This window comes from Streptomyces sp. NPDC007896 (assembly GCF_042959425.1).
Taxonomy (GTDB): Bacteria; Actinomycetota; Actinomycetes; order Streptomycetales; family Streptomycetaceae; genus Streptomyces.
The window spans coordinates 361294-386440 of record NZ_JBIBKX010000004.1 but is presented as its reverse complement, the minus strand read 5'-3'; the positions used below and the strand labels follow the sequence as shown (position 1 = coordinate 386440).

The 25147-nt window shown below is 70.0% G+C and carries 30 protein-coding genes; 18 read left to right on the top strand and 12 right to left on the bottom strand.

The window, feature by feature from the left end:
* Window positions 1–269 precede the first annotated feature (269 nt).
* Genes ACFZDJ_RS16385 through ACFZDJ_RS16375 form a run of 3 tightly spaced genes read left to right on the top strand, consistent with a single transcriptional unit; the run spans window position 270 to window position 2997 of the window.
* Window positions 270–1226, top strand: a complete 957-nt coding sequence (locus tag ACFZDJ_RS16385) for an ABC transporter substrate-binding protein (protein ID WP_168511102.1) — start codon at window positions 270–272, stop codon at window positions 1224–1226.
* A gap of 38 nt (window positions 1227–1264) precedes the next feature.
* Window positions 1265–2203, top strand: a complete 939-nt coding sequence (locus tag ACFZDJ_RS16380) for an amino acid ABC transporter permease (RefSeq protein WP_384911372.1) — start codon at window positions 1265–1267, stop codon at window positions 2201–2203.
* Window positions 2200–2997, top strand: coding sequence for an ATP-binding cassette domain-containing protein (locus ACFZDJ_RS16375; protein WP_390932196.1), 798 nt, complete (start codon window positions 2200–2202; stop codon window positions 2995–2997). The genes ACFZDJ_RS16380 and ACFZDJ_RS16375 overlap by 4 nt, the downstream gene beginning before the upstream one ends.
* A gap of 108 nt (window positions 2998–3105) precedes the next feature.
* Here the strand turns inward: ACFZDJ_RS16375 and ACFZDJ_RS16370 are convergent, their stop codons facing one another.
* Complete coding sequence (locus ACFZDJ_RS16370) at window positions 3106–3894, bottom strand: methyltransferase domain-containing protein (protein WP_390932198.1); 789 nt, start codon at window positions 3892–3894, stop codon at window positions 3106–3108.
* Between the two features lie 110 nt (window positions 3895–4004).
* Between ACFZDJ_RS16370 and ACFZDJ_RS16365 the strand changes: the two genes are divergently transcribed.
* Complete coding sequence (locus ACFZDJ_RS16365; RefSeq protein ID WP_168511098.1) at window positions 4005–4634, top strand: ABATE domain-containing protein; 630 nt, start codon at window positions 4005–4007, stop codon at window positions 4632–4634.
* On the opposite strand, the gene sodX is transcribed toward ACFZDJ_RS16365, so the two are convergent.
* The gene (gene sodX / locus ACFZDJ_RS16360; protein WP_390932201.1) at window positions 4538–4972 is read right to left on the bottom strand and encodes a nickel-type superoxide dismutase maturation protease; all 435 of its coding nucleotides are present in this window, start codon (window positions 4970–4972) and stop codon (window positions 4538–4540) included. The two genes, ACFZDJ_RS16365 and sodX, sit on opposite strands and share 97 nt — an antisense overlap.
* Before the next feature lie 144 nt (window positions 4973–5116).
* Between sodX and sodN the strand changes: the two genes are divergently transcribed.
* Window positions 5117–5512, top strand: coding sequence for a superoxide dismutase, Ni (gene sodN / locus ACFZDJ_RS16355; protein WP_004983535.1), 396 nt, complete (start codon window positions 5117–5119; stop codon window positions 5510–5512).
* A gap of 198 nt (window positions 5513–5710) precedes the next feature.
* Here the strand turns inward: sodN and ACFZDJ_RS16350 are convergent, their stop codons facing one another.
* A complete protein-coding gene (locus ACFZDJ_RS16350) occupies window positions 5711–6664 on the bottom strand; it encodes a zinc-binding dehydrogenase (RefSeq protein ID WP_391059618.1) in 954 nt (317 codons plus the stop codon).
* 132 nt (window positions 6665–6796) lie between these two features.
* On the opposite strand from ACFZDJ_RS16350, the gene ACFZDJ_RS16345 reads away from it, so the two are divergent.
* The 5 genes from ACFZDJ_RS16345 to ACFZDJ_RS16325 all read left to right on the top strand — a co-directional run bounded on the left by ACFZDJ_RS16345 (window position 6797) and on the right by ACFZDJ_RS16325 (window position 10329).
* Window positions 6797–7690 (top strand): helix-turn-helix domain-containing protein, encoded by an 894-nt coding sequence (locus ACFZDJ_RS16345; protein WP_391059615.1) that lies wholly within the window; start codon window positions 6797–6799, stop codon window positions 7688–7690.
* Between the two features lie 40 nt (window positions 7691–7730).
* Complete coding sequence (locus ACFZDJ_RS16340) at window positions 7731–8156, top strand: helix-turn-helix transcriptional regulator (protein ID WP_054228117.1); 426 nt, start codon at window positions 7731–7733, stop codon at window positions 8154–8156.
* 9 nt (window positions 8157–8165) lie between these two features.
* Window positions 8166–8582, top strand: a complete 417-nt coding sequence (locus ACFZDJ_RS16335; RefSeq protein WP_391059611.1) for a VOC family protein — start codon at window positions 8166–8168, stop codon at window positions 8580–8582.
* 113 nt (window positions 8583–8695) lie between these two features.
* Window positions 8696–9550, top strand: coding sequence for a hypothetical protein (locus ACFZDJ_RS16330; RefSeq protein WP_168511092.1), 855 nt, complete (start codon window positions 8696–8698; stop codon window positions 9548–9550).
* Between the two features lie 20 nt (window positions 9551–9570).
* Complete coding sequence (locus ACFZDJ_RS16325; protein WP_391059608.1) at window positions 9571–10329, top strand: VOC family protein; 759 nt, start codon at window positions 9571–9573, stop codon at window positions 10327–10329.
* A 14-nt stretch (window positions 10330–10343) separates the two neighbouring features.
* On the opposite strand, the gene ACFZDJ_RS16320 is transcribed toward ACFZDJ_RS16325, so the two are convergent.
* The 6 genes from ACFZDJ_RS16320 to ACFZDJ_RS16295 form a co-directional block, all read right to left on the bottom strand.
* Window positions 10344–10676, bottom strand: coding sequence for a DUF952 domain-containing protein (locus ACFZDJ_RS16320; RefSeq protein WP_101400591.1), 333 nt, complete (start codon window positions 10674–10676; stop codon window positions 10344–10346).
* Window positions 10677–10803: 127 nt separating this feature from the next.
* On the bottom strand, window positions 10804–11217 hold the full coding sequence (locus tag ACFZDJ_RS16315) for a YciI family protein (RefSeq protein WP_391059605.1): 414 nt from the start codon (window positions 11215–11217) through the stop codon (window positions 10804–10806).
* Between the two features lie 105 nt (window positions 11218–11322).
* The gene (locus ACFZDJ_RS16310; protein WP_390932212.1) at window positions 11323–11601 is read right to left on the bottom strand and encodes a hypothetical protein; all 279 of its coding nucleotides are present in this window, start codon (window positions 11599–11601) and stop codon (window positions 11323–11325) included.
* Window positions 11602–11728: 127 nt separating this feature from the next.
* Window positions 11729–12340 (bottom strand): GNAT family N-acetyltransferase, encoded by a 612-nt coding sequence (locus ACFZDJ_RS16305; protein ID WP_390932214.1) that lies wholly within the window; start codon window positions 12338–12340, stop codon window positions 11729–11731.
* A gap of 233 nt (window positions 12341–12573) precedes the next feature.
* A complete protein-coding gene (locus ACFZDJ_RS16300) occupies window positions 12574–13620 on the bottom strand; it encodes a family 2 encapsulin nanocompartment cargo protein polyprenyl transferase (protein ID WP_391059603.1) in 1047 nt (348 codons plus the stop codon).
* 167 nt (window positions 13621–13787) lie between these two features.
* Complete coding sequence (locus tag ACFZDJ_RS16295; protein WP_384911403.1) at window positions 13788–15194, bottom strand: family 2B encapsulin nanocompartment shell protein; 1407 nt, start codon at window positions 15192–15194, stop codon at window positions 13788–13790.
* Between the two features lie 266 nt (window positions 15195–15460).
* On the opposite strand from ACFZDJ_RS16295, the gene ACFZDJ_RS16290 reads away from it, so the two are divergent.
* The 3 genes from ACFZDJ_RS16290 (at window position 15461) to ACFZDJ_RS16280 (ending at window position 17467) form a co-directional block, all read left to right on the top strand.
* Entirely contained in the window at window positions 15461–15694 is a 234-nt protein-coding gene (locus tag ACFZDJ_RS16290) for a hypothetical protein (protein ID WP_101400585.1), read from the top strand.
* Between the two features lie 170 nt (window positions 15695–15864).
* Window positions 15865–16455, top strand: coding sequence for an N-acetylmuramoyl-L-alanine amidase (locus ACFZDJ_RS16285; RefSeq protein ID WP_391059600.1), 591 nt, complete (start codon window positions 15865–15867; stop codon window positions 16453–16455).
* 55 nt (window positions 16456–16510) lie between these two features.
* Window positions 16511–17467 (top strand): pyridoxal-phosphate dependent enzyme, encoded by a 957-nt coding sequence (locus tag ACFZDJ_RS16280; protein WP_391059597.1) that lies wholly within the window; start codon window positions 16511–16513, stop codon window positions 17465–17467.
* Between the two features lie 24 nt (window positions 17468–17491).
* On the opposite strand, the gene ACFZDJ_RS16275 is transcribed toward ACFZDJ_RS16280, so the two are convergent.
* Window positions 17492–19087, bottom strand: coding sequence for a Na+/H+ antiporter (locus ACFZDJ_RS16275; protein WP_391059595.1), 1596 nt, complete (start codon window positions 19085–19087; stop codon window positions 17492–17494).
* 61 nt (window positions 19088–19148) lie between these two features.
* Here ACFZDJ_RS16275 and ACFZDJ_RS16270 point away from each other — a divergent pair, with 61 nt between their 5' ends.
* The 3 genes from ACFZDJ_RS16270 (at window position 19149) to ACFZDJ_RS16260 (ending at window position 21178) form a co-directional block, all read left to right on the top strand.
* Window positions 19149–19409 (top strand): UBP-type zinc finger domain-containing protein, encoded by a 261-nt coding sequence (locus ACFZDJ_RS16270; RefSeq protein ID WP_384911418.1) that lies wholly within the window; start codon window positions 19149–19151, stop codon window positions 19407–19409.
* A 261-nt stretch (window positions 19410–19670) separates the two neighbouring features.
* Window positions 19671–20084: an anti-sigma regulatory factor gene (locus tag ACFZDJ_RS16265; protein WP_054228129.1), complete on the top strand. Its 414-nt coding sequence runs from the start codon at window positions 19671–19673 to the stop codon at window positions 20082–20084.
* A 17-nt stretch (window positions 20085–20101) separates the two neighbouring features.
* Complete coding sequence (locus ACFZDJ_RS16260; protein ID WP_390932224.1) at window positions 20102–21178, top strand: SigB/SigF/SigG family RNA polymerase sigma factor; 1077 nt, start codon at window positions 20102–20104, stop codon at window positions 21176–21178.
* 71 nt (window positions 21179–21249) lie between these two features.
* Here ACFZDJ_RS16260 and ACFZDJ_RS16255 read toward each other — a convergent pair whose 3' ends face one another.
* Entirely contained in the window at window positions 21250–21699 is a 450-nt protein-coding gene (locus ACFZDJ_RS16255) for a hypothetical protein (RefSeq protein ID WP_168511068.1), read from the bottom strand.
* Between the two features lie 158 nt (window positions 21700–21857).
* Between ACFZDJ_RS16255 and ACFZDJ_RS16250 the strand changes: the two genes are divergently transcribed.
* Window positions 21858–22826: a diacylglycerol kinase family protein gene (locus ACFZDJ_RS16250; protein ID WP_390932227.1), complete on the top strand. Its 969-nt coding sequence runs from the start codon at window positions 21858–21860 to the stop codon at window positions 22824–22826.
* Window positions 22827–23145: 319 nt separating this feature from the next.
* Window positions 23146–23403 carry a WhiB family transcriptional regulator gene (locus ACFZDJ_RS16245; RefSeq protein WP_006380970.1) on the top strand — a complete coding sequence of 86 codons (258 nt, stop codon included), beginning with the start codon at window positions 23146–23148 and terminating at the stop codon, window positions 23401–23403.
* A 233-nt stretch (window positions 23404–23636) separates the two neighbouring features.
* Here the strand turns inward: ACFZDJ_RS16245 and ACFZDJ_RS16240 are convergent, their stop codons facing one another.
* Window positions 23637–25103 (bottom strand): sensor histidine kinase, encoded by a 1467-nt coding sequence (locus tag ACFZDJ_RS16240; RefSeq protein WP_384911703.1) that lies wholly within the window; start codon window positions 25101–25103, stop codon window positions 23637–23639.
* Between the last annotated feature and the right edge of the window lie 44 nt (window positions 25104–25147).

The following is a 25147-nucleotide window of genomic DNA, read 5'->3' as shown; positions in this document are numbered from 1 at the left end:
ACCACAAGTGCGGCGTAGTGTCGGCCCGCATCGTGAGATGCGCCGAAGATCTTCCGGCCGGAAGGAGGGATTCCCGCACAAGGTCCGGCCCTGATGGAGCCGTCCGCGGCGGTTCGGGGGTCACCCGTTATCCGATTTTGACATAGCGAGTCCCCTGAAGCGCGCAGTCCGAATGGCAAGATGCCGTCATCACACGAGGTCGCGACACCCAAAGGTGTGTGTTCTCGTCGACCCATCGGCAACTCCCTCATCCGCCGGAGGCACCCACCATGACCGCAAGCACCACCCGTCGTACGACCGCCGCGCAGTCCCGGATAGCAGCGGTCGGCGCGATCGCGGTCGCCGGGGCCCTGGTCCTCACCGGCTGCGGCGACCAGACCAAGAAGGACTCCAACAGCTCCTCCTCGAGCGCCGACTCAGCTCCGCTGGCCTCCAAGCTGCCCGCGTCGATCCGTGACGCGGGTGTCATCAAGGTCGGCTCGGACATCGCGTACGCGCCGGTCGAGTTCAAGGACAGCTCCGGCAAGACCGTGGGTATCGACCCTGACCTGGCGGACGCGATGGGCAAGCAGCTCGGCGTGAAGTTCGAGTTCCAGAACGGCACCTTCGACACCCTGATCACGGGTCTGCGCTCCAAGCGGTACGACATGGCGATGTCCGCGATGACGGACACCGCGGACCGCCAGAACGGTGTCGACGCCGACACCGGCAAGAAGGTCGGCGAGGGCGTCGACTTCGTCGACTACTTCACCGCGGGTGTCTCGATCTACACCCCCAAGGGCAAGACCCAGAACATCAAGACCTGGGCCGACCTCTGTGGCAAGAAGATCGCGGTGCAGCGCGGCACGGTCTCGGAGGACCTCGCCAAGTCCGAGTCGAAGAAGTGCACGGGCGGCAAGAAGATCGCCATTGAGTCCTACGACAACGACCAGCAGGCCCAGACCCGGGTGCGCGCCGGTGGCGCCGACGCCGGTTCCTCGGACTTCCCGGTCGCCGCGTACGCGGTGAAGACCTCGGGCGGCGGCAAGGACTTCGAGCTCGTCGGCGAGCAGGTCGAGGCGGCGCCGTACGGCATCGCGGTCGCCAAGTCCAACACGCAGCTCCGCGACGCACTGCAGGCCGCGCTCGACGCGATCATCAAGAACGGCGAGTACGACAAGGTGATAGCGAAGTGGGGCGTCGAGGCCGGCGCCGTCAAGACGGCCGCGGTCAACGGAGGAAAGTGACCGCGGGCGCGAGCGGGCACTGAAAGGCAACAACACCCGTGACTGTTGACATCGACAAGACGGCAGGGCCGGAGGACACTCCTCCGGCCGGGCCGGAGGCCATCAAGGCCATCCCCGTCCGGCACTACGGACGGTATCTCTCGGCCGTCATCGCGATCGCCGTGCTCGTCGCGATCATCTACGCGTTCGGCCAGGGCAAGATCAACTGGCATGCCGTACCGGACTACTTCTTCGACCACCGCATCATCAAGGGCGTCGGCCAGACGCTGCTGCTGACGGTGCTCTCGATGGCGATCGGCATCCTCGGCGGCATCCTGCTCGCGGTGATGCGCCTGTCGAAGAACCCCGTGACCTCGTCCATCGCGTGGTTCTACATCTGGTTCTTCCGCGGCACCCCGGTCCTCGTCCAGCTGTTCGTCTGGTTCAACCTGGGTCTGGTCTTCGAGTACATCAACCTCGGGCCGATCTACAAGGACTACTGGTCCAGCTTCATGACGCCGTTCCTGACGGCGCTGCTGGGCCTGGGCCTGAACGAGGCCGCGTACATGGCCGAGATCTGCCGTGCCGGTCTGCTCTCGGTCGACGAGGGCCAGACCGAGGCCTCGCACGCGCTGGGCATGAGCCACGGCAAGACGCTGCGGCGGATCATCATCCCGCAGGCGATGCGCGTGATCGTGCCGCCCACGGGCAACGAGGTCATCAACATGCTCAAGACGACCTCCCTCGTGTCGGCGGTGCAGTACTACGAACTCCTGCGGTACGCCCAGGACATCGGACAGACCTCCGGCGCCCCGGTGGAGATGCTCTTCCTGGCCGCCGCCTGGTACCTGATCATGACCTCGGTCCTGAGCGTGGGCCAGTACTACGTCGAGCGGTACTACGCCCGCGGTTCGAGCCGTCAGCTGCCGCCCACCCCGTGGCAGAAGATCAAGGCCAATCTGACGTCCCTGTCGAACCGTCAGGGAGCGGCGGCATGACCGAGAACGAAACCACCAAAGACATCTCCTCCGGTACGCCGATGGTGAAGTCCGAAGGCGTCCACAAGTCCTTCGGCGCGGTCGAGGTCCTCAAGGGCATCGACCTGGAGGTCAGGCCCGGCGAGGTCTTCTGCCTCATCGGCCCCTCCGGCTCCGGCAAGTCGACCTTCCTGAGGTGCATCAACCACCTGGAGAAGATCAACGCCGGCCGGCTGTACGTCGACGGGGAGCTGGTCGGCTACCGCCAGAAGGGCGACAAGCTGTACGAGCTCAAGGACAGCGAGGTCGCGCTGAAGCGCCGGGACATCGGCATGGTCTTCCAGCGCTTCAACCTGTTCCCGCACATGACGGCGCTCGAGAACGTCATGGAGGCCCCGGTCCAGGTCAAGGGCATCAGCAGGACCCAGGCCCGGGCGCGTGCGGAGCAGCTCCTGGAGCGCGTCGGCCTGGCCGACAAGGCGGCCAACTACCCCTCGCAGCTCTCCGGCGGTCAGCAGCAGCGTGTCGCCATCGCCCGCGCGCTGGCGATGGACCCGAAGCTGATGCTCTTCGACGAGCCGACCTCGGCGCTCGACCCGGAGCTGGTCGGTGACGTCCTCGACGTCATGCGCGACCTCGCCGAGTCCGGCATGACGATGATCGTCGTCACCCATGAGATGGGCTTCGCCCGCGAGGTGGGCGACTCGCTGGTCTTCATGGACGGCGGTGTGGTGGTCGAGTCCGGCCACCCGCGTGACGTACTGACGAACCCGCAGCACGAGCGGACGCAGTCGTTCCTGTCCAAGGTGCTCTGAGCCACGGACAGGAGGAAAGGGGCGGTACGGGATTCCCGTACCGCCCCTTCTTCGTGCGGTTCGCGCCCGGACCCCCGCGGCTTCTTCGTCCGGACCCCCGCGGCCTGCCTACTTCACCGCCAGCACCAGCGCGTCGGACGGCGAGCGCCACACCGCCCGCGCCTCCCCGAAGCCCTTTTCGCGCAGCACGCGCGTGTGCCAGTCGACGGACGGCATGTCACCGTCGGCGTGCTCCCCGTAGATCTCGAAGCGGCGGGCGGTCGGCGCCGCGAGGGCGGGGTCCTGGGCCGCCAGCTCCCACCATGCGGCCCAGTCGAGCACCCCGCGCGCCTTGGCCTGGTCCATCCGGGCGTGTCGCTGGGCGCGCTCGGCCGCGTTGATCCGGGGCGTGGATTCGTCGATCATGTGGTCGGCGTTCATGAAGACGCCGCCGTCGCGGACGAGCTGCGCGACCTGACCGTAGAGGACCGCGAGGGGTTCGCTGTGCAGCCAGTGGAGGGCGGTGGCGGTCAGGACGGCGTCGTACGAGTCGTACGGCAGCCGGGTCGCCCAGTGCGGGTCCTTGAGGTCGGCCGTGACGAAGGAGACTCTCTCGTCGCCCGCGAAGGTTCCCTCGGCGATGGTGAGCAGCGCCGGGTCGAGGTCGACCCCGGTGCTGGTGGCCTTCGGGAAGCGGTCGAGGAGCCGCGCCGTGATGGTGCCGGTGCCGCAGGCCAGGTCGAGGACGCGCGGCTGCGGGCCGACCAGTGCCTCGACCATGTCGAGCATCACCCGGAAGCGCTCCTCGCGGTCCGGCATGTACCACTCCTGTTGCCGGTCCCAGCTCTCCTGCCAGGCGTGCCAGTCGGTTCCGTTGCCGTGGATCTCGTCGCTGTCGATACCGGTGCCGACGGTCATGGAAGTCCCTTCTCCGTTCGCCTTCACTCGCCCGCGTAATACCCTGGAAGCGCAATCAGCCGTTACCTGACCGCACGCACGACGATAGAGCGCCTCTGTAAGGACTACAAGTGGAACTGGCCTATTACTCGGATTACGCGGTACGCCTCGTCAACACCGAGGAGCCGACCCGGGGCAAGGACTCGCTCACCTCGGTCGAGGCGGTCCGGGACCTCTTCGGAGGGAACTCCTCCGCGGCCCGCCGCGCCACGGACGCGGACGTCACCCGCTTCCGGTCGGTCCGCGCCCGGCTGCGCGCCGTCTTCGAGGCGGCCGACGGCGGCGACGAGACCCTGTCCGTGGACCTGCTGAACTCACTCCTGCTGGAGTTCCCCGTCAGCCCGCAGATCTCCGGGCACGACCACCGGGACGACGACGGGCGCCCGCTGTGGCACATGCACCTGGCGGACCACCCGTCGAACGCGACGGCGGGCTACGCGGCGATCGCCGCCATGGGACTCGCCTTCCACCTCACCTCGTACGGCGTGGACCGCCTCGGCCTCTGTGAGGCGGCCCCCTGCCGCAACGCGTACCTGGACACGTCGACGAACCGCTCCCGGCGCTACTGCTCGGACCGCTGCGCGACCCGCGCCAACGTGGCCGCCTACCGGGCCCGCAAACGCCTGGAGGCCGACCGGTCGGAGAGCACGGGCCTGGCGGCGCCGAGCGCCCAGCGGACGAGTGCCAACGGCGAGCGCTGACCCGGCAGGTGGGGCCGGTAGCGGAAACGCACCTTTCCCAGGACGAGGTCCTCGGGCACGGTCCCGTAGTCGGTGCTGTCCCCACCCGCGTAGGCGTTGTCCCCGAGCACCCACCAACCCCCCTCGCGCCGCTCCGCGATCCGCTTCACGACCAGCAGGTCCTGCTGGAACGGATGGCGCAGAACGACCACGTCACCGGCCCTGACCCGGGCCCCGTACTGCACGACGAGCCGATCTCCGTGCTGGAGCGTGGGCACCATGGAGGGCCCCGTCACCTCGGCCGCCCCGAACGGCAGCACGGCCCTCCCACGCTCGGTCTCCTGCGACAGCTCCGGCATCACCGGCACCTCCCCGGTCCATCCTCCACCAGTCCCAGTCTCACCCTGGACTTTTGTCCTAAGCCCATGGGGGCACTCGAGAAAAGACGTCTCCTACGGAGTAATGTCCCACCTGAGAAGACGATCACGAGGAAGGACAGCTCAATGCTCTCCCGCCTGTTTGCCCCCAAGGTCAAGGTCAGCGCGCACTGCGACCTGCCCTGCGGTGTGTACGACCCGGCCCAGGCCCGCATCGAGGCGGAGTCGGTGAAGGCCGTCCAGGAAAAGATGGCCGGCAACGACGACCCGCACTTCCAGGCTCGCGCCACCGTCATCAAGGAGCAGCGCGCCGAGCTCGCGAAGCACCACGTGTCGGTGCTCTGGAGCGACTACTTCAAGCCCCCGCACTTCGAGAAGTACCCGGAGCTGCACCAGCTGGTCAACGACACCCTGAAGGCCCTCTCGGCCGCCAAGGCGTCCACGGACCCGGCCACGGGCCAGAAGGCGCTGGACTACATCGCCCAGATCGACAAGATCTTCTGGGAGACCAAGAAGGCCTGACCTTTGGTCAGACGGCTCGACCCGCGACCTGTTCGGTTTCTCCGGGCACGCGGTCCCGCTGCCCGCACCCGGCCCGCGGGACGCCGAACACGGCGTCCATGACGGTCCGGGTGCGGTCTTCTTTCGCCGGACTTCTTTCGCCGGACTTCTTTCGTCGGGGCTTCGTTCGCCCTTCGTCAGGGCTTCGTTCGTCCGGCCTCATTCGGATACGGCGACCACGTGCTTGCCGACGACGCCGCCGCGTTCGAAGGCCTGGTGCGCCGCGGTGATGTCCGCGAGTGGGTACACGCTGTTCACCACCGGGCGCAGCGCGCCCGAGGTGACGTGGTCGGCCAGGGCGCGCAGCACGGTGGCGTCGGGGTTGGCGCTGAAGGTGCGGATGCGGCGGGCGCCGTACACGCTGGATGCCGCGATCGCGGCCAGGGCGGGGGCCGACAGTCCGACGGTGACCATCCGTCCGCCCTTGGCCAACCGGCTCCGGTAGCAGTTCAGTTCCGTGCCGACCGTGTCGACGATGACGTCGAAGGGGCCGATCAGGTCCGAGGTGGTGGAACCGTGGTCGAGGACCTCGTCGGCGCCGAGGTCGGCGAGGGCGGGGGTGTGACGGGCGCGGGCCAGTGCGGTCACGTGGCAGCCCAGGGCGTGCGCGAGTTGGACGGCGGCCGTGCCGACGCCGCCCGCCGCGCCGCGGACCAGGACCTTCTCTCCGGGCGCGAGGCGCACGGTGTCCCGCACCGCGATCAGCGCCGTCGCACCGGCGACGACCAGGGAGGCCGCGCCGGCCGCGGAGAGCGTCGCCGGGGCGGGCGCGAGCCGGTCCTCGGGGACGACGACGTACTCGGCCGCACCGCCGACGGTGTGCCGCTGTCGAGGGTGAACCATGCCCCACACCCGGTCCCCGGCCCGGTGGCCCGCCACGCCGGCGCCGGTCGCGGCGACGGTGCCCGCGAAGTCCAGGCCCACCCCGAGCGGGAACCTGCGGCCCGACACGATCTTCAACTCCCCGGCGCGCAGCATCACATCGTGGCCGTTCACGCTGGACGCCTCGACGCGGACCTGCACTTCACCCGCGCCGGGGGCGGGTCGGTCGACGTCGTTGACCCGCAGCACGTCCGCTGCGTCGCCGTAACTCATGATCTGAGCGGCCTTCATGGCGCTGTTCCCTTCCGCGGTCGGCTGTTGCGGTTCCGATCCTGGTACCGGGCCGCGGCATCACGGTCGTTCGCCTTTTCCTGGGTCCGGCGGACCCACCCTCGCGGGCCGCGCCGCGGGCATACTGGCGCCGTGACTGACGCGCCCGTCGCGGTGAGCGACGACCCCCGGCACGAACTCGGCGAGTTCCTCCGGACTCGCCGCACCCGGCTGCGGCCGCAGGACGTCGGCCTGGAACCCGGCCCACGGCGGCGCGTCGCCGGGCTGCGGCGCGAAGAACTGGCTCTGCTGGCCGGGGTCAGCTCGGACTACTACCAGCGCATGGAGCAGGGCCGCGACGTACGCCCGTCCGAGCAGGTCCTCGACGCCCTGGCACGCGCCCTCGGCTTCTCCGCCGAGGAGACCCGGCATCTGCACAGCCTCGCCGCCGCCGCGCGCACGCCCACCAGGCGCCCGCGCCACCACGCGCCCGAGGAGGTGCCCCCCACCACCCTGCGGCTGCTGCGCACGATGACCTCGCCCTCCGTGGTCGTCGGCCGCTTCCTGGACGTACTGGCGTGGAACCCGCTCGCCGGCGCCCTGCTCGGCGAGTTCACCCAGCGCCCGCGAAGCGAACGCAATCTGCTGTCGCTGCTGCTGCACCCGGAGGCCGACCGGACGTGCCCGGAGCGGGCCGCCACCGTCGCCGAGCTGGTCGCGATGCTGCGGACGCAGGTCGCGGCCGAGCCGGGGCATCCGCGCGCCGTCGAGCTGGTCGGTGAACTCGCCGTCCGCAGCGACGAGTTCGCGGGCCTGTGGGCGCGTCACGACGTGGCGGAGACCACCCGCGGCCGGATGCGCGTCCATCACCCGCTGGTCGGGGAGCTGAACCTGGACTGGGACGCGTACCCGATGCCGGGCGCCACCGGCCCCGTGCTCATCGCCTTCACCGCCGAGGAGGGCGGGCCCGACGCCGAGCGCCTCCAGTTGCTCGCCGGCCTGCTCGCCGCCCCCGGTCCGGCGGCTGCGCCCCGCCCGCGGCCTTGACCCACCGGCCCCTGTCAGTGGGCCGTGCCATCCTGAGGAAATGACTCTGGAGGATCTGGTCCGGCTGCGCCGGGCACGCGACCGGATGGACCGCGAGTACGCGGAGCCGCTGGACGTCGCCGCGCTCGCGCGCACCGCGCTGATGTCACCCGGCCACTTCCAGCGGAGCTTCCGGGCCGCGTACGGGGAGACGCCGTACAGCTATCTGATGACCCGCCGAATAGAACGGGCCAAGGCCCTGCTGCGGCGGGGCGACCTGACGGTCACGGAGGTCTGCCTCGCCGTGGGCTGTACGTCGCTCGGTTCGTTCAGCTCCCGCTTCACGGAGCTGGTCGGCGAGACCCCGAGCGCGTACCGGGCCCGGCCGCATGATCACGGCGCCCCGATCCCGCCGTGCGTGGCCCAGCGCCTGACCCGCCCGACCCGCCACCGAAACCCGGAAGCGGAACCGGGTACGCGCCTCTAGCGTGGGGCCATGGACCTGAAACTCTCACAGTGCTTCATCGCCGTGGACGACCATGACAAAGCGCTCGCGTTCTACCGGGACGTCCTCGGCCTGGAGGTCCGGGGTGACGTCGCCTTCGAGGGGATGCGCTGGGTGACGGTCGGCTCCCCGCTCCAGCCGGACGTCCAGATCGTCCTGGAGCCCCCCGCCGCGAGCCCGGACATCTCCCCCGCCGACAAACAGGCCATGGCCGAGCTCCTCGCCAAGGGCATCCTGCGCGGTGTGATCTTCTCCACGTCAGACTGCGACGCCCTCTACGAACGCGTCCGTGCCTCCGGCGCCGACGTCCTCCAGGAGCCGATGGACCAGCCGTACGGCGTCCGCGACTGCGCCTTCCGCGACCCTGCGGGCAACCTCCTCCGCTTCACCGAACGCCCCGATGCCTGACCCCGACCACCCCCGCATCGGCCGGCGCGAGGGAGACTACGTCCGTGCGTTCCGTGGGAGCGGGTCGCCCATGGAACGGAACGTCTGAAGTCCCGTAGTCCGAGGAGTCATCGATGCCGTCCGCGCGCCCCCGTGTCCTCTACGTCAGTGACCTGGCCTACCCGGCCAAGGGGCGGCGGTACTGCGACGAGGACATCTTCCTCACCTCCCGGCTGCGCGAGGAGTTCGACCTCGCCGTGTGCCACCCCCTGGACGCGGCCGCGCTGATGACCGGCTTCGACGCCGTGGTCGTGCGGAACAGCGGGCCCGTGCTGCACTACCAGGCGGAGTACGACGCGTTCCGGAAGCAGGCGGTCACGGAAGGTGTCCGCGTGTACAACCAGCTGTCCGGCAAGGGGGACATGGCAGGGAAGGGGTACCTGCTGGACCTCACCGCGGCGGGGTTCCCGGTCATCCCGACCATCGAACGCGCGGAGGACCTCGACCGGCTTCCGGACGTCGACACCTATGTCGTGAAGCCCAGGATGGGCGCGGACTCCATCGGCCTGGAGTTCGTACCGCGCGACCGGCTGCCCGAACTGTCGTACGACAACATCCTCGTCCAGCCACGCATCGACTTCCGCTACGAGGTGTCCTTCTACTTCGTCGACCACACCTTCCAGTACGCCCTGTACGCCCCCCGCCCGGACGAGCGCTGGGCCCTGGAACCGTACGAGCCGACCGAGCGGGACCGGGAGTTCGCCCAGCGGTTCGTCGACTGGAACGACATCGCGTACGGCATCCAGCGCGTCGACGCCTGCCGGGCCCCCGACGGCGAGCTGCTCCTCGTGGAGCTGGAGGACCTGAACCCGTATCTGTCCCTGGACGTCCTCTCCCCCGACGCACGGGACGCCTTCGTCTCACGGGTGAAAACATCGTTGCGCGGGCTGATCGGGCAGGAGACGGTACGAGCCGCACACGACGTCTGAGAGGGAGCGGGAAACGACCCATGGCCGACCCCATTCGATGGACCTATGCCTTCGTCGACCGGCCCATGAAGGACTTCGATCGCGCCTGCGGCTTCTGGACCGCGGTCACGGCGACGAAACTGTCCGAACCGCGCGGTGAGCAGGGCGAGTTCGTGACCCTGCTGCCCGACGGTACCGACGCTTGCGTCAAGGCGCAGGGCATCGCCGCGGGCGACGGCGGCGCCCATCTCGACCTCGTCGTCGAGGACGTACGGGCGCTGGCGGAGTCGGCCCGACAGCTCGGCGCCGAGATCGTCACCACCGATGAGGACCTGGTCGTCCTGCGCTCCCCCGGCGGCCAGCCGTTCTGCGCCGTCCGTTGGCACGGCGAGTCGGCACGGCCTCCGGTCGTCCCCGGACCCACGGGCGCGACCAGCCGCCTCGACCAGGTGTGCCTCGACGTGGCGCCCACCCGCTTCGAGGCCGAAGTCGCCTTCTGGAGCGCCCTGACCGGATGGGAGTCGCACCCCGGCGCGCTCCCGGAGTTCCACCTGCTCAGGCCACCCACCGGGCTCCCCTTCCGCATCCTCCTGCAACGCCTGGACACCGCCCGCCCCGCCTCCGCCCACCTCGACATCGCCTGCTCGGACATCGAGGCGGTACGCGCCGACCACGAGCGGCTCGGTGCCGTGCTCGTCGGCCACGGTGCCCGCTGGGCCGTCATGCGGGACCCGGTCGGCGGCACGTACTGCCTGACCGGCCGGGACCCTGCGACGGGCAGCCTCCCGGCCCCGGCCTGATCCGAAGGGCGGCGCTACGCGGACTCCCACACCTCCACGTCCACCACGGCGGCCACCGGAATCGGCCCGTAGATGTGCGGGAACTCCTCACCTCCGGGCTTGACCGCCTCGTAGCGCAACGGCACGTCCAGCCGTTCGGGATCGATGACCAGGAGCACCAGCTCGTCGGGGCCGTCGTACCCGCCGTACAGGAAGGAGGCGACCGCGGGGACCTGGTGCCGCAGCGAGCAGTGGATGAAGCCCTCCTCCTGGAGGGTGCGGCCACGTGTGGACATCTCGTACGCGCCGGCCGCGCGGGCCGCGTCCCACAGGGAGCGCTCGGTGAGGTGCAACAAGGGTTCGGACATGCCGCCACGCTACGCGTCGGCGACCGAGGACCGACGACCGACGACAACGCCGCTCGGGGCCCCCTGATCGAAGAGCCTGGGGAGGGCGTGCCGGACACCGCCTTCTCGCCCCGTCCCCCCATCCCGCTCAGATGTCTCCGGCGCCGTCCAGGATGGGGCGGATGACCACCGGGTAGTTCGTGGCGCCCTCGGGGCCGGGGCAGCGGGTGACGCGCTCGGCGATCTCGGTGACCCGCTCCAGGCTCTCGCACTCCAGTACCCAGTAGCCGGCCATCAGCTCCTTGGTCTCGCTGTACGGTCCGTCGGTGATGACGGCCTTCCCGTCCTGCCCGGCCCTGACCAGGCGGGTCTGCGCCGGTTCGGCCAGCCCCTGCCCGTCGATGAGCTCACCGGACGCCGAGAGGTCGTCGTTGATCGCGCCCATGTACGCGTACATCGCCTGCAGCTCCTGCTCGCTCCAAGCCGGGGCGTGCGCGGAACCCTTGCCCCGCATGCCCTCGTAGTCCGCCTGCGTGCCCTGCACCATCACCAGGTACTTCATGAGTGCGCTCCTTCGGCTTCCTCGGCTCGGACCGCCCGTGGTGGGCTGCTCTCACAGGGGACGTCGGAGCCGGCCCGCGTCTTTCTGCACGGGTGCGCGCACGCGTCAGGATTCTTCCGCGACGGACTCCCCGGGATGCTCCCGGGGCTCCCTGGTGTCCCTGCCGGGTTCGGATCCGGTCGCGGGTACGGACCGGGACTCCGCGCCGCCTCTGGACCCGGTTCCGGCTCCGACCCCGGGCTCGCCGACGTACGCCTCGCACTCGGGGTTGTGGCAGGGGCCGGGACCCCATACGGGAACGAACGCACCCAGCGTCTTGTGGCGCCGCACGACGGTGGTGACCGGCTGCCGGCAGGCGGGGCAGACATGCTCATCGGTGCCCATGCATTCAGGGTAGGGCGGGAGAGACTTCAGCGCTTCCTGCCGTACGTCCGCCTGTACGTCCGCACGTAGACACCGTTGCTGAAGGGGCGGCGCGACCGCGATCAGGAGGGGGTGAGCCCCGGCCCGATCAGGCCCCCCGCTCGGGCTGCGGCTCGCGCCACATCGGCCACATCCGCGGGCCGTCCGGCAGGTCGAGGGGGCGCCCGGTGAGGTCGAAGCCGAGACGCTCGTAGAGCCGGCGGCTGTCGGCGTTGCTCGCCTCCAGATAGGCCGACCGGCCCTCGCGGTCGCAGCGGTCGAGGACCGACCGGACGAGCGCGGTGCCGAGGCCCTCGCCCTGGCGCTGCGGCGCCACGCCGATCATCCACAGGTACTCGTGGGCGCGGCCCGCGGGGTGGATCCCGGCCGTCAGCCGGCCGATCAGCTCGACCCGCTCGTTGTCCGGGTCGACGGCCTCGCGCAGCCGTACGGGACCGTCGTCCTCGTCGTCGGCGTGGCCGGCGTCGGCGGGCACGGACAGCCACAGCGCGCACGCCGAGCCGTCCTCCGTGACGTCGACGCGGCCCTCGGCGAGCACGACCTCGGTGAACATCCCCATCAGTCCGGGGTGCTTGGCGCGGCGGTGCGCCGCGTCCGGAAAGACCCAGACACTCACCGGGTCGTCCTGGAACGCCTCGTCGAGCAGCCGGGTGACCAGCTCCCGATCGCCCTCGTCCGCCGTCCGGATCACCACGCCCATGTCCCACCCTCTCGCCTCAACCGCCGCTGATCGTACGGCTGTTGCAGCCTAGGGCCTGTCGGGCCTGTCCGGGCCCGAGAGGGGCGGGCCCCGCGCACCGTGGGGATGCGCGGGACCCGCTCCGGCCGGAGCCCGGTGCCGTACGGAGGTCAGGTGCCGTACGGTCCCGGAGGCCCCGGGGTCTTCAACCGCCCTTCTGAAGGGTCGAACGGGTCATCTGAAGGTCGAGCGGGTCAGTTGCTGCGCCGCGTCACGAACTCCGCGAGCGCGAGGAGGCCACCCGCCGCCTCCGGGTCGGGGATCGCCCGGGACAGCTCGTGCATCGCCCGGGACATCCGGTCGGCCGCCTGGAGCTGCGCCCAGTCGCGGCCGCCCGCCCGCTCGACGGCCAGCACCGTGCGCTCCAGCTCTCCTTCCTCGTAGGGAACTCCGTACAGCTCGGCGAGTTCCGTCGCCGCCGGGGTGCCGGAGGCGAGCGCGGCGACCACGGGCAGGGACTTCTTGCGGGCGATGAGATCCGCCCCGGCCGGCTTGCCGGTGCGGCTCGGGTCCCCCCAGATCCCGATCACGTCGTCGATCAGCTGGAAGGCGAGCCCGGCCTCCCGGCCGAACGCGTCCAGCGCGTCGACGTCCTCCTCGTCCGCCCCCGCGTACAGCCCGCCGAGCGCGCATGCGCAGCCGAGCAGCGCGCCGGTCTTGGCCTCGGCCATGGCGAGCACTTCGTCGAGGGTGACCTCGGCGGGGCCGCGCTTCTCCATGGCCGTGTCCGCGTGCTGTCCCTCGCACAGCTCGACGACGCAGGACGCGAGCCGGGCGGCGGCGGCCCGGGACGCCGGGTGCGAGTCCTCGGCGAGCAGCCGCTGCGCGAGCGCCTGCATGGCGTCCCCGGTGAGGATCGCGTCGGCGTCGCCGAACACGGTCCACGCGGTGGGGCGGTGTCTTCGGGTGGTGTCCCGGTCCATGACGTCGTCGTGCAACAGCGTGAAGTTGTGGATCAACTCCACGGCGGCCGCCGCCTGTACGGCGGCTGCCTGCTGACCGCCGAGCGCTCCCGTGGCGGTGAGCACCAGGGCCGGACGGATCGCCTTGCCCGCGTTGCCCGCCGCCGGGGTGCCGTCCGCGTGCTCCCAGCCGAAGTGATAGAGCGCGATCCGGCGCATGGAACCAGGCAGCGAGTCGATGGCCCTGCGCAGCTCGGGGTCGACGGACGCCCGGGCGTGCTCCAGGATGCCCGCCGCCTCCTGTCCGTCCAGCGGGCCGGACGCGACCTGCCGTTCCATGGACCTCCCGTCCGCGGAACCGTCATCCGATGGACCGGCGTCCAGGGAACCACCGTCCATGGGCTTGCCGATGAGGCCCCGCCTGTCCAGGGTCTCGGCCGGACTCCGCCTCGTCCCCGGTGTTCCCGCCTGCTCGGGCGGGAACACGACGGCCGGCGTCGGGAAGGTCACCGCCAGCGGCCGATCTCGACGTTCTCCAGGATGCCGAGGGCGTCCGGCACGAGAACCGCCGCCGAGTAGTACGCCGTCACCAGGTAGGAGATGATCGCCTGTTCGTTGATGCCCATGAAGCGCACCGACAGGCTCGGCTCGATCTCGTCCGGGATGCCCGCCTGCTGGAGGCCGATGACACCCTGCTCGGCCTCGCCGGTACGCATGGCGATGATCGAGGTCGTACGGGTGTCGCTGACGGGGATCTTGTTGCACGGGAACAGCGGCACCCCGCGCCAGGTCGGGATGCGGTTGCCCGCGATCTCGATGCTCTCGGGGACCAGTCCGCGCTTGTTGCACTCGCGGCCGAACGCGGAGATCGCGCGCGGGTGGGCGAGGAACAGCTTGGTGCCGCGCCGGCGGCTGAGCAGCTCGTCCAGGTCGTCGGGGCTGGGCACGCCGTCGTGCGGCTGGAGCCGCTGGTCGTACTCGCAGTTGTTGAGCAGTCCGAACTCCCGGTTGTTGATGAGCTCGTGCTCCTGGCGCTCCTTCAACGCCTCGACGGTGAGGCGGAGCTGCTGCTCCGTCTGGTTCATCGGCTGGTTGTAGAGATCGGCCACGCGCGTGTGCAGGCGCAGCACGGTCTGGGCGATGCTCAGTTCGTACTCGCGCGGCGCGGCCTCGTAGTCCACGAAGGTGCCGGGGATGTCCTGCTCCCCGGTGTGGCCGGCCGCGAGGTCGATCTCCTTCTCGCCGTACTTGTTGGTGCGCTGCTCCGGAATCGCGCGCAGCTCCGTGAGGTGTCCGCGCAGGGAGTCGGAGCGCTCGGCGACCTGCTCGAGGTCCCGGCGGGGCAGCGCGAGCACGGTGACCGCGGTGACGGCGCGGGCCGTGTACTCCCAGATGGCGTCCGGGTCGATGAGCGCCTGCTCGCCGAAGTACGCGCCGTCGGCGAGGACGCCGAGGACCGCGTCGTCGCCGTACGGGCCGGTGCCGATCTTCTCCACCTTGCCGTGCGCGAGAAGGAACACCTCGTCGGACGGACTGCCGAACGAGGCGAGCACTTCGCCCGGTGCGAACTCCCGCTGCTGGCACCGCTGGGCGAGCTCGCCGAGCACCTCCTGATCCTCGAACGAGCGGAGCACGGACAGCTCGCCGAGCTCCGCGGGGATGACCTGCACACGGTCACCGGTCTTCACGAACGTCACACGGCCGTCGCCCACGGAGTAGCTGAGCCGCCGGTTCACGCGGTACGTGCCACCCTGCACGTTCACCCACGGAAGCATGCGCAGCAGCCACCGTGAGCTGATCTCCTGCATCTGGGGTGCGGACTTGGTGGTGGTGGCCAGGTTCCGCGCGGCTGATGTGCCGAGACTCTGCTGCGGCTTGCCCTGACCCGCACGGACCTCTTCGCCTACCGACATGAAAATTGCCCTCCCGGTCATGCACTGATCTGCGCCGACCAGCCTTCCATCACGGAGTGTGCCGGTGCTATTACACGAATGAGCGGGAATGGATCACGGCGGATTGGGCAGAGAGTCCGCTTTTGTCGAGCGATCGAACGGGCCGGAGCCGGTGCCCTCGAACAGCCGCAGTCGTCGCCGTCGAACAGCGCGGAGCCGTTGCGAGCGGGAACTCCGAGATCAGGCCAACCGTTTGACGCGGTGACGGACTACGACAGGAGACGGCAATGGCAGGCTTCCTGGACCGCGCCAAGGAACAGGCGCAGCGAGGGCTCACGCAGGGCAAGCAGAAGCTCGACGAGGTGCAGGCGCAGCGTGCGGGCGGCGACCTCCTGAAGAGACTGGGCGCGGCGTACTACGCGGAGCGGCGCGGCAGCGGCTCCCCCGAGGCGACCCAGCAGGCCCTGCAGGCGCTCGAGAGCCACATCGCCGCTAACGGGGACGCGTTCCTGCGCTCCTGACGGACCTCGCGGACGCGCCGTGAACGCGCTGGTCAAACGCGCCCGCACCCCTGACCGGATCGACTCGCACACCGTACGAACGGCTGGGCCGGAGCCCCCGGTTCCGGGTACAAGCTGCGGTACGAGACGGCCGCGACCGGTGGCCGCCGCGCAGTGCGAAGGAGGCGGTCATGGCCCCACCCATGTCCGCGGGCGGTTTCCTGAACCGGCTCAGGGAGGAAGGCCTCACCGTCGTCGAGGTCGGCGACTGGGAGCATCACAACCGCAATCACAAGGGGCCCTGGGGTCCGGTGTACGGCGTGATGATCCACCACACGGTGACCTCGGGCAGCGAGCACACCGTCGGGATCTGTCGTGACGGCCGCCCGGACCTGCCCGGTCCGCTGTGCCACGGCGTCATCACCAAGGACGGTGTGCTGCACCTCGTGGGCTACGGCCGGGCCAACCACGCGGGTCTGGGTGACGACGACGTGCTGCGCGCCGTGATCGCGGAGAAGGCGCTCCCGCCGAACAACGAGGCGAACACCGACGGCAACCGCCACTTCTACGGCTTCGAGTGCGAGAACCTCGGCGACGGAAAGGATTCCTGGCCCGAGGTGCAGTTGGAGACCATCGAGAAGGTCGCGGCCGCGATCTGCCGCCACCACGGCTGGACGGAGCGTTCGCTCATCGGCCACCTGGAGTGGCAGCCGGGCAAGGTCGACCCGCACGGCTTCACGATGGCCTCGATGAGAGAGCGCGTCCGCGACCGCCTCAAGTGACGGACGGACGCGGGGCGGCCGCCCGCATACCGGACAGGTGTCCGACAATGGTGGGGTGCCCAGCCCCGCAACCCCGGACCGCCCGAACGCCCCGGCCACTCCGGACGCCCCCGAAGCGCCCGACCCGACCGGTCTGCGGCCGCGGCTACCCTCGCCGCTGTACCAGGTCGCGGACGAGCGCTTCGCGCGCCATGACGTACGGCTGCTGCTGAAGCGGGACGATCTGATCCACCCGGAGCTGATCGGCAACAAGTGGCGCAAGCTCGCCCCGAACCTCCGCGCGGCGGCGGGCCGCACGGTGGTCACCTTCGGCGGCGCGTACTCCAACCATCTGCGCGCCACCGCCGCCGCGGGCCGCCTCCTCGGGCTGACGACCGTGGGGGTGGTCCGCGGCCAGGAGCTGGCCGAGCGCCCCCTCAACCCCTCACTGACCCGCTGCGCGGCCGACGGCATGCGACTGCACTTCGTCGACAGGTCGACGTACCGCCGCAAGAGCGATCCGGAGACGCTGGCCGCCCTGCTGCGCTCGATGGACGCCGAGGACGCGTACGTCGTCCCCGAGGGCGGCAGCAACTCCCTTGCCGTCCGCGGCTGCCAGGAACTCGGCGCGGAGCTGCGGGGCCACGGCGGTGTCGACGTGGCCGCCCTGGCCTGCGGCACCGGCGGCACCCTCGCCGGCCTGGCCGCCGGTCTCGCCCCCGACCAGCGGGCCCTGGGCATCCCCGTCCTCAAGGGCGGCTTCCTGGAGGGCGACATAGGCGCCCTCCAGGAAGCCGCTTTCGGCGGCCAGCGCGGCACCTGGTCCCTCGACGACCGCTTCCACTTCGGCGGCTACGCCCGCACCACACCCGAACTCGACACCTTCGCCGCGGACTTCGAACAACGCCACGGCCTGCCCGTGGAACGTCTCTATGTCGCCAAGATGCTCTATGGCCTTGTCACCCTGATGGAGGAGGGGGCTTTCACACGGGGGACGACGGTGGCGGCGGTGATCACGGGGGCACCGTTCTGAGCCCTCGCACGGCCCTGAGCGTCCTTACGCCGCCTCCCGATAGGCCGCCGCCTCCTCCAGGTCGAGTCTGCGCAGGAGAGTGCGGAGCATCTCGTCGTCGATGTAGCGGTGGTCGCGGAGCTTCACGAAGACCTCGCGTTCGGCGCCGATCATCTCGCGGGACATTCGGCGGTAGGTGTCGTCGGCGGTCTCCCCGGTCACCGGGTTGACGGCGCCGAGCCGCTCCCAGACGGCGTTGCGGCGGCGTTCCAGGACCGAGCGGAGCCGGTCGGCGAGCGGCGGGGGCAGGGCGTTGCGCTCGTCGTCGAGGAGTGCGTCGAGGCGCTCCTCGGCGACCCGGGACGCCTGCGCCTGGGCGTTCGCCTCCGCGAGCGTCTCCGCCTGGACGTCGCGCCCCGGCAGCTTCAGCAGGCGGATGAGCGGGGGCAGGGTCAGCCCCTGGACGACCAGGGTCCCGATGACGGTGGTGAAGGTGAGGAAGAGGAGGAGGTTGCGATCGGGGAAGGGGGCACCGCCGTGCACGATCAGCGGGATGGAGAAGGCAATGGCGAGCGAGACCACCCCGCGCATTCCGGCCCAGCCGATGATGAACGGCCCCTTCCAGGTGGGGGACCCCTCGCGCTCCCGGACGCGCGCCGACAGGATCCGGGGCAGGAAGGTGGCGGGGTAGACCCACACGAACCGGGCGGCGACCACGACCAGGAAGACGGCCACCGCGTACCAGGCGGCCTGGGCTCCCTGGTACTGGCCGAGGCCCTTGAGGACGACCGGCAGTTGCAGTCCGATCAGGGCGAACACCGCCGACTCCAGGACGAACGCGACCATCTTCCACACCGCCTCCTCCTGGAGCCGGGTCGCGAAGTCCACCTCCCAGGCACGGTGCCCGAGATAGAGCGCGACGACGACCACGGCGAGCACTCCGGAGGCGCGCATCTGCTCGGCGATCCCGTACGCGACGAAGGGGATCAACAAGGAGAGGGTGTTCTGGAGAAGTGCCTCCTTCAGGTGTGTGCGCAGCCAGTGGATCGGAACCATCAGGACGAGACCGACGGCCACACCCCCGACCGCCGCGAGCAGGAACTCGCCGACACCGCCCGCCCAGGTCGCGCCCGCGCCGGTGGCCGCGGCGAGGGCCACCTTGTAGGCGGTGATCGCGGTCGCGTCGTTCACCAGGGACTCGCCCTGAAGGATCGTGGTGATCCGCGAGGGCAGCCCCACCCGGCGCGCCACCGCCGTGGCCGCCACCGCGTCCGGCGGCGCCACCACCGCCCCGAAGACCAGCGCCGCGGGCAGCGGCAGGCTCGGCACGATCAGATAGGCGGCCCAGCCGACTGCCAGCGTCGCGAAGAGCACGTACCCCACCGACAGCAGCGCGATGGGCCGCACATGCGCCCGCAGATCGAGGTACGAGCTGTCGCTGGCCGCCGTGTACAGCAGCGGGGGCAGCACCAGCGGGAGCACGATCCCCGGGTCGAGTTCGTATCCGGGCACTCCAGGGACGTACGAGACGGCCAGGCCCGCCGCGACGAGCAACAGCGGCGCCGGCACCGGGGTGCGACGGGCGAGCCCGGCGACCGCAGCGCTCCCCGCGACCAGCAACAGCAGTGGCAATCCGTGCATCGTCTTCCGCCCACCCTCGTTTTCGCGCGACATCCCGCACGCCCGACGTAACCTGGCAATCATGAAACAGTGCACGCACGCCGACGAGCTTCAGCAGCCCGAACCCGGGCCGCTGAGCGAGACCTGCCTGGAATGCCAGGCCGCCGGGACACATCCGGTGCAGTTGCGGCTGTGTCTGAGCTGCGGGCACCTCGGCTGCTGCGACTCCTCGCCGCTGCGGCACGCGACGGAGCATTTCAAGGAGACCGGACATCCCGTGATGCGTACCTTCGAGCCCGGTGAGAGCTGGCGCTGGTGCTTCGTCGACCACGTACTGGTGTGACCCACGGCTCGGACGGTTCGACCGTCTGACGCCTGGGTACGTCAACCCGGCGCGCGCTCTTCCTATTTGGGCCCGCAGACCTCTAGCCACTGTCCGTACTCATAGGCTTACTATGAGTGACAGCAAGGGGCGGGGTCCCCAGGACAGGAAACTTGGGAGCGCGGTAGCGTCACCGCTGAACCACCTAGCGCGTTACCCCGGGGGGCGACCCTCGGCCCCCGAAAAGAGCTCGAAAGAGCTTGTACCACCTTGGAGGTGAGGGTGTCCCAGATCGCAGGCGAGCCCGCGACGAAGGACTTCGTGGAAGTCCGGCTGCCGGCCGCGGGTGCCTACCTGTCGGTGCTGCGTACGGCTACGGCCGGTCTCGCGGCCCGTTTGGACTTCACCCTCGACGAGATCGAGGACCTCCGCATCGCGGTGGACGAGGCCTGCGCGATTTTGCTGCAGCAGGCCGTCCCCGGATCGGTGCTCAGCTGTGTCTTCCGGCTCATCGACGACTCGCTCGAGGTGACGGTCTCCGCTCCGACCACCGATGGTCACGCTCCGTCACGGGACACGTTCGCGTGGACCGTCCTGTCGGCGCTCGCGGGCAAGGTCGACTCCACCGTCGCCGAGGACAAAACCGTTTCGATCAGCCTCTACAAACAGCGCGGCGCGGGACCCGGGCCGGCGTGAGGAACGGGGACGGGCCGGTGCGGGACGAAGAGCGCGGCACACGGGAGCTTCCCGCCGGACGTGTCGACGGCCTCGACGGGCCCCGGCGCGCGGTGGAAGGCGTCGACGGCATCCCCGAACAGGCCCGGCCGCACCCGGAGGACGCACAGGAGATCCTCCTCTCCGGCCAGGACGACGGGCAACGGGATCCGGAGGGTGCCGCGCCGAGCACGTCCTCGGAAGGGCGGCGGCTGGTGACGGGCGGGACTATGAGCGAGCACGAGCGACACGACAAGCCAGAGGTGCAGAGCGTGCAGGGCACGCAGCACGGGCCGAGCGCCCAGCACATCCAGCACGACCCTCAGGACCGCAGCGCCGCGCGGGCGATGTTCATCGAGCTGCGCAAGCTGCAGGACGGCAGCGCGGAGTACGCGGAGCTGCGCAATCAGCTGGTCCGCATGCACCTCCCGCTCGTCGAGCACCTCGCGCGCCGCTTCCGCAATCGCGGTGAGCCGCTGGACGACCTCACCCAGGTCGCGACCATCGGCCTGATCAAGTCGGTCGACCGCTTCGACCCGGAGCGCGGCGTCGAGTTCTCGACGTACGCGACTCCGACGGTAGTCGGCGAGATCAAGCGGCACTTCCGCGACAAGGGCTGGGCGGTGCGGGTGCCGCGGCGCCTGCAGGAACTGCGCCTGGCCCTGACGACGGCGACGGCCGAGCTGTCGCAACAGCACGGACGCTCTCCCACGGTCCACGAGCTGGCCGAGAAGCTGGCCATCTCGGAGGAGGAGGTCCTGGAAGGCCTGGAGTCCGCCAACGCGTACTCCACGCTGTCGCTGGACGTCCCCGACACGGACGACGAGTCCCCGGCGGTCGCGGACACGCTGGGTGCGGAGGACGAGGCCCTGGAGGGCGTCGAGTACCGGGAGTCGTTGAAGCCCCTGCTCGAGGACCTCCCCCCGAGAGAGAAGCGGATCCTGCTTCTCCGCTTCTTCGGCAACATGACCCAGTCGCAGATCGCGCAGGAGGTCGGCATCTCCCAGATGCACGTCTCCCGCCTGCTGGCCCGCACTCTCGCCCAGCTCCGCGAAAAGCTCCTGGTCGAGGAGTAGTAGTCGAGGAGTGACCTGACAGCCGCCGAGCGGGGCTCACGAGTGGCGTGGACCCTGCCGGAGTGCCGGAGCTACTCGGTTTCCTCGGCGGCACCGGGGCCGCGGATGCCCAGCGCCCGCGTCGTCTCGGAATTGACGAGCAGGACCAGCGCCGTGATCGCGACCGCCGCGAGGGCGATTCCGGCGGGGATCGCCACGCTGTCCGCCTGGAGCAGGCTGTAGGCGACGGGCAGCGCCATGATCTGGGTGATGACCGCGGGGCCCCGGCTCCAGCTGCGGCGCAGCAGCAGACCGCGGGCGGCCAGCAGGGGCAGCAGCGCGAGCACGATCAACGTCACACCCAGGGTCACGCCCTGCTGCCGGTCTCCCGAGCCACCCGTGGCCCCCCGGACGAGCATCCACACGCCCCCCACGGCGAGGACCAGCCCCTCCAGCGCCGCCAGCGCGGCCGCGGCGGTCAGCCGTCCGGGACGGGGCTCTGCGGTGGGGGCGTCGGGGGTGGGGATCTGCTCAGCGCTCACCCCTGAAGGGTATCCCTCGGGCCCCGACGAGTGGCCGGACCCCGGCCGCTCCCCCGCCGCCTCCCGCACCTCACCGTGTCGAGACTCACGCCCCTATCTCTTACCGGATCCCTAACTCGGTCTGGGACCAGTACCCCTCGGTAGGTACGCTGCATCGCATGCGTGCACTTCTCGTGGTCAATCCGGCAGCCACCACCACAAGTGCGCGCACGCGCGATGTCTTGATCCACGCGCTGGCGAGCGAGATGAAGCTCGAGGTGGTCACCACCGAGTACCGCGGGCACGCACGGGACCTCGGCCGGCAGGCCGGGGAGAGCGACGACATAGAACTGGTGGTCGCGCTCGGCGGCGACGGCACCGTCAACGAGGTCGTGAACGGCCTCCTGCACAACGGCCCCGACCCGGACCGCCTGCCCCGCCTCGCGGTGGTCCCCGGCGGTTCCACCAATGTCTTCGCCCGCGCGCTGGGTCTGCCCAACGACGCCGTGGAGGCCACCGGCGCCCTGCTGGACGCGCTCAGAGAGGACCGCGAGCGCGCGATCGGCCTCGGTCTCGCTGCGGGCACCCCCGGCACCGAGGACGAAGCCGTCCCCTCCCGCTGGTTCACCTTCTGCGCGGGGCTCGGCTTCGACGCGGGGGTGATCGGCCGGGTCGAACAGCAGCGCGAGCGCGGCAAGCGTTCCACCCACGCCCTCTATTTGCGCCAAGTGGCACGTCAGTTTTTGGACGAACCTCACCGCAGGCACGGAACGATCACACTGGAGCGGCCCGGCCAGGACCCGATCACCGATCTTGTGATGTCCATAATCTGCAACACCTCGCCCTGGACGTTTCTCGGCAATCGTCCGGTGTACGCGTCACCTAAGGCTTCGTTCGATACCGGGCTCGACGTACTCGCTCTCAACCGCATGTCGACAGGCGCGGTTGCCCGGTATGCCACCCAGTTGCTCACTTCGTCCCCCGAGCGCGGCCCCCATGGCAAGCACGCCCTGTCTCTGCACGACCTGACCGACTTCACCTTGCATTCGAAGGCGCCGCTCCCCCTCCAGATGGACGGTGACCACCTGGGACTGCGGACCAGCGTGACGTTCACAGGCGTACGCCGTGCACTGCGTGTGATTGTGTGAGCGGAAGGGCCCAAAGTCCTTTCACTCGAACGTTTAGACCAGGGTCCACCCCATGGAAGTACGGCTGTGACCTAGTCGACACCGAGGAATCAAAAAAAACTTTCCAGAAGGGGTTGTATCCGCCGCTGAGGTTTGCGAGTCTCTACGTGGCGATCGGGACGGCCCGCAACATCGGCCCCACAGAGAGCCAGAACCCCTCCTCAAATCACAGGACCACGTCAGGGAATCCTGACAGTCGGCCCTTCACTTGTTGAGGGATTCGTGAAAGCGTTCACATTCACAAGCAACGTGCATGTAATACCAAGGAGAGGTAGCAGCCATGGACTGGCGTCACAACGCCGTTTGCCGCGAGGAAGACCCCGAGCTCTTCTTCCCCATCGGCAACACCGGTCCTGCGCTGCTGCAGATCGAGGAAGCCAAGGCCGTCTGCCGCCGCTGCCCCGTCATGGAGCAGTGCCTGCAGTGGGCGCTTGAGTCCGGCCAGGACTCCGGCGTCTGGGGTGGTCTCAGCGAGGACGAGCGTCGTGCGATGAAGCGCCGCGCCGCCCGCAACCGGGCCCGTCAGGCCACCGCCTGACACCCCACCCCGTAACGAGCCTGAGCCCGGCGGCGCGTACAGCGAGTACGCATCTCCCGCCCCCGAGCCGCAGCGCGCAGTACCCCCGATGCGCATAGCAACGTAAGCAGTGGCCCCGGACCTTCTGGTCCGGGGCCACTGTCATGCACGACCTGTGGGTGCGTCAGACACTTCTCCTTGTACCTCTACTCGTACTTCTGCTCGTACTTCTGCTCGCACTCCTGCGTGTACTCCTACTTGTGCGCCCGCACCGGAATGTCCAGGATGACCTGCGTGCCGCGCTCCGGGGCCGCCACCATGTCGAAGCTGCCCCCCAACTCGCCCTCCACCAGCGTCCGTACGATTTGCAGACCAAGGTTGCCCGAGCGGTGCGGGTCGAAGCCCTCCGGGAGGCCGACCCCGTCGTCCTGGACGGTGACCAGCAGGCGGGTCTCCTTGCTGGTGCCGCCGCGGACCGCCGAGACCTCGACCGTGCCCCGGTCGCCTTCACGGAAGCCGTGCTCCAGCGCGTTCTGCAGGATCTCGGTGAGGACCATGGAGAGCGGGGTGGCGACCTCGGCGTCGAGTATGCCGAAGCGGCCGGTGCGGCGGCCGGTGACCTTGCCGGGCGAGATCTCGGCGACCATGGCGAGCACCCGGTCGGCGATCTCGTCGAACTCCACCCGCTCGTCCAGGTTCTGAGACAGCGTCTCATGCACGATGGCGATCGAGCCGACCCGTCGTACGGCCTCCTCGAGGGCCTCACGGCCGCGCTCCGACTCGATGCGCCGGGCCTGCAGCCGCAGCAGCGCCGCCACCGTCTGAAGGTTGTTCTTGACCCGGTGGTGGATCTCCCGGATGGTCGCGTCCTTGGTGATCAACTCGCGTTCGCGGCGCCGCAGCTCGGTGACGTCGCGCAGCAGGACGAGCGAGCCGACCCGGGTGCCCTTGGGCTTGAGCGGGATCGCGCGCAGCTGGATCACCCCGTCGCCGCTCTCGATCTCGAACTCGCGGGGTGCCCAGCCGCTGGCGACCTTGGACAGCGCCTCGTCCACCGGACCGCGGGACGGGGCGAGTTCGGCGGTGGTCACACCGAGGTGGTGGCCCACCAGGTCGGAGGCGAGGCCGAGGCGGTGGTACGCCGACAGCGCGTTCGGGGACGCGTACTGGACGATGCCGTCGGCGTCGAGCCGGATGAGCCCGTCGCCGACCCGCGGGGAGGCGTCCATGTCGACCTGCTGACCGGAGAACGGGAAGGAGCCGGCGGCGATCATCTGGGCGAGGTCGGACGCGCTCTGGAGATACGTCAGCTCCAGCCGGCTCGGGGTGCGCACGGTGAGGAGATTGGTGTTGCGCGCGATGACACCGAGGACGCGCCCCTCCCGCCGTACCGGAATGGACTCGACCCGTACCGGCACCTCCTCCCGCCACTCGGGGTCGCCCTCGCGCACGATCCGTCCCTCGTCCAGCGCGGCGTCGAGCAAGGGGCGGCGGCCGCGTGGGACGAGGTGGCCGACCATGTCGTCCTGGTACGAGGTCGGACCGGTGTTGGGCCGCATCTGCGCCACGGAGACATAGCGGGTGCCGTCGCGGGTGGGAACCCACAGCACGAGGTCGGCGAAGGAGAGGTCGGAGAGCAACTGCCACTCCGAGACCAGCAGATGCAACCACTCGAGATCGGTGTCACCGAGAGCGGTGTGCTGGCGGACGAGGTCGTTCATGGAGGGCACATCTGCGAGCCTACCTGGGGGTTTGGCCCGGCTCC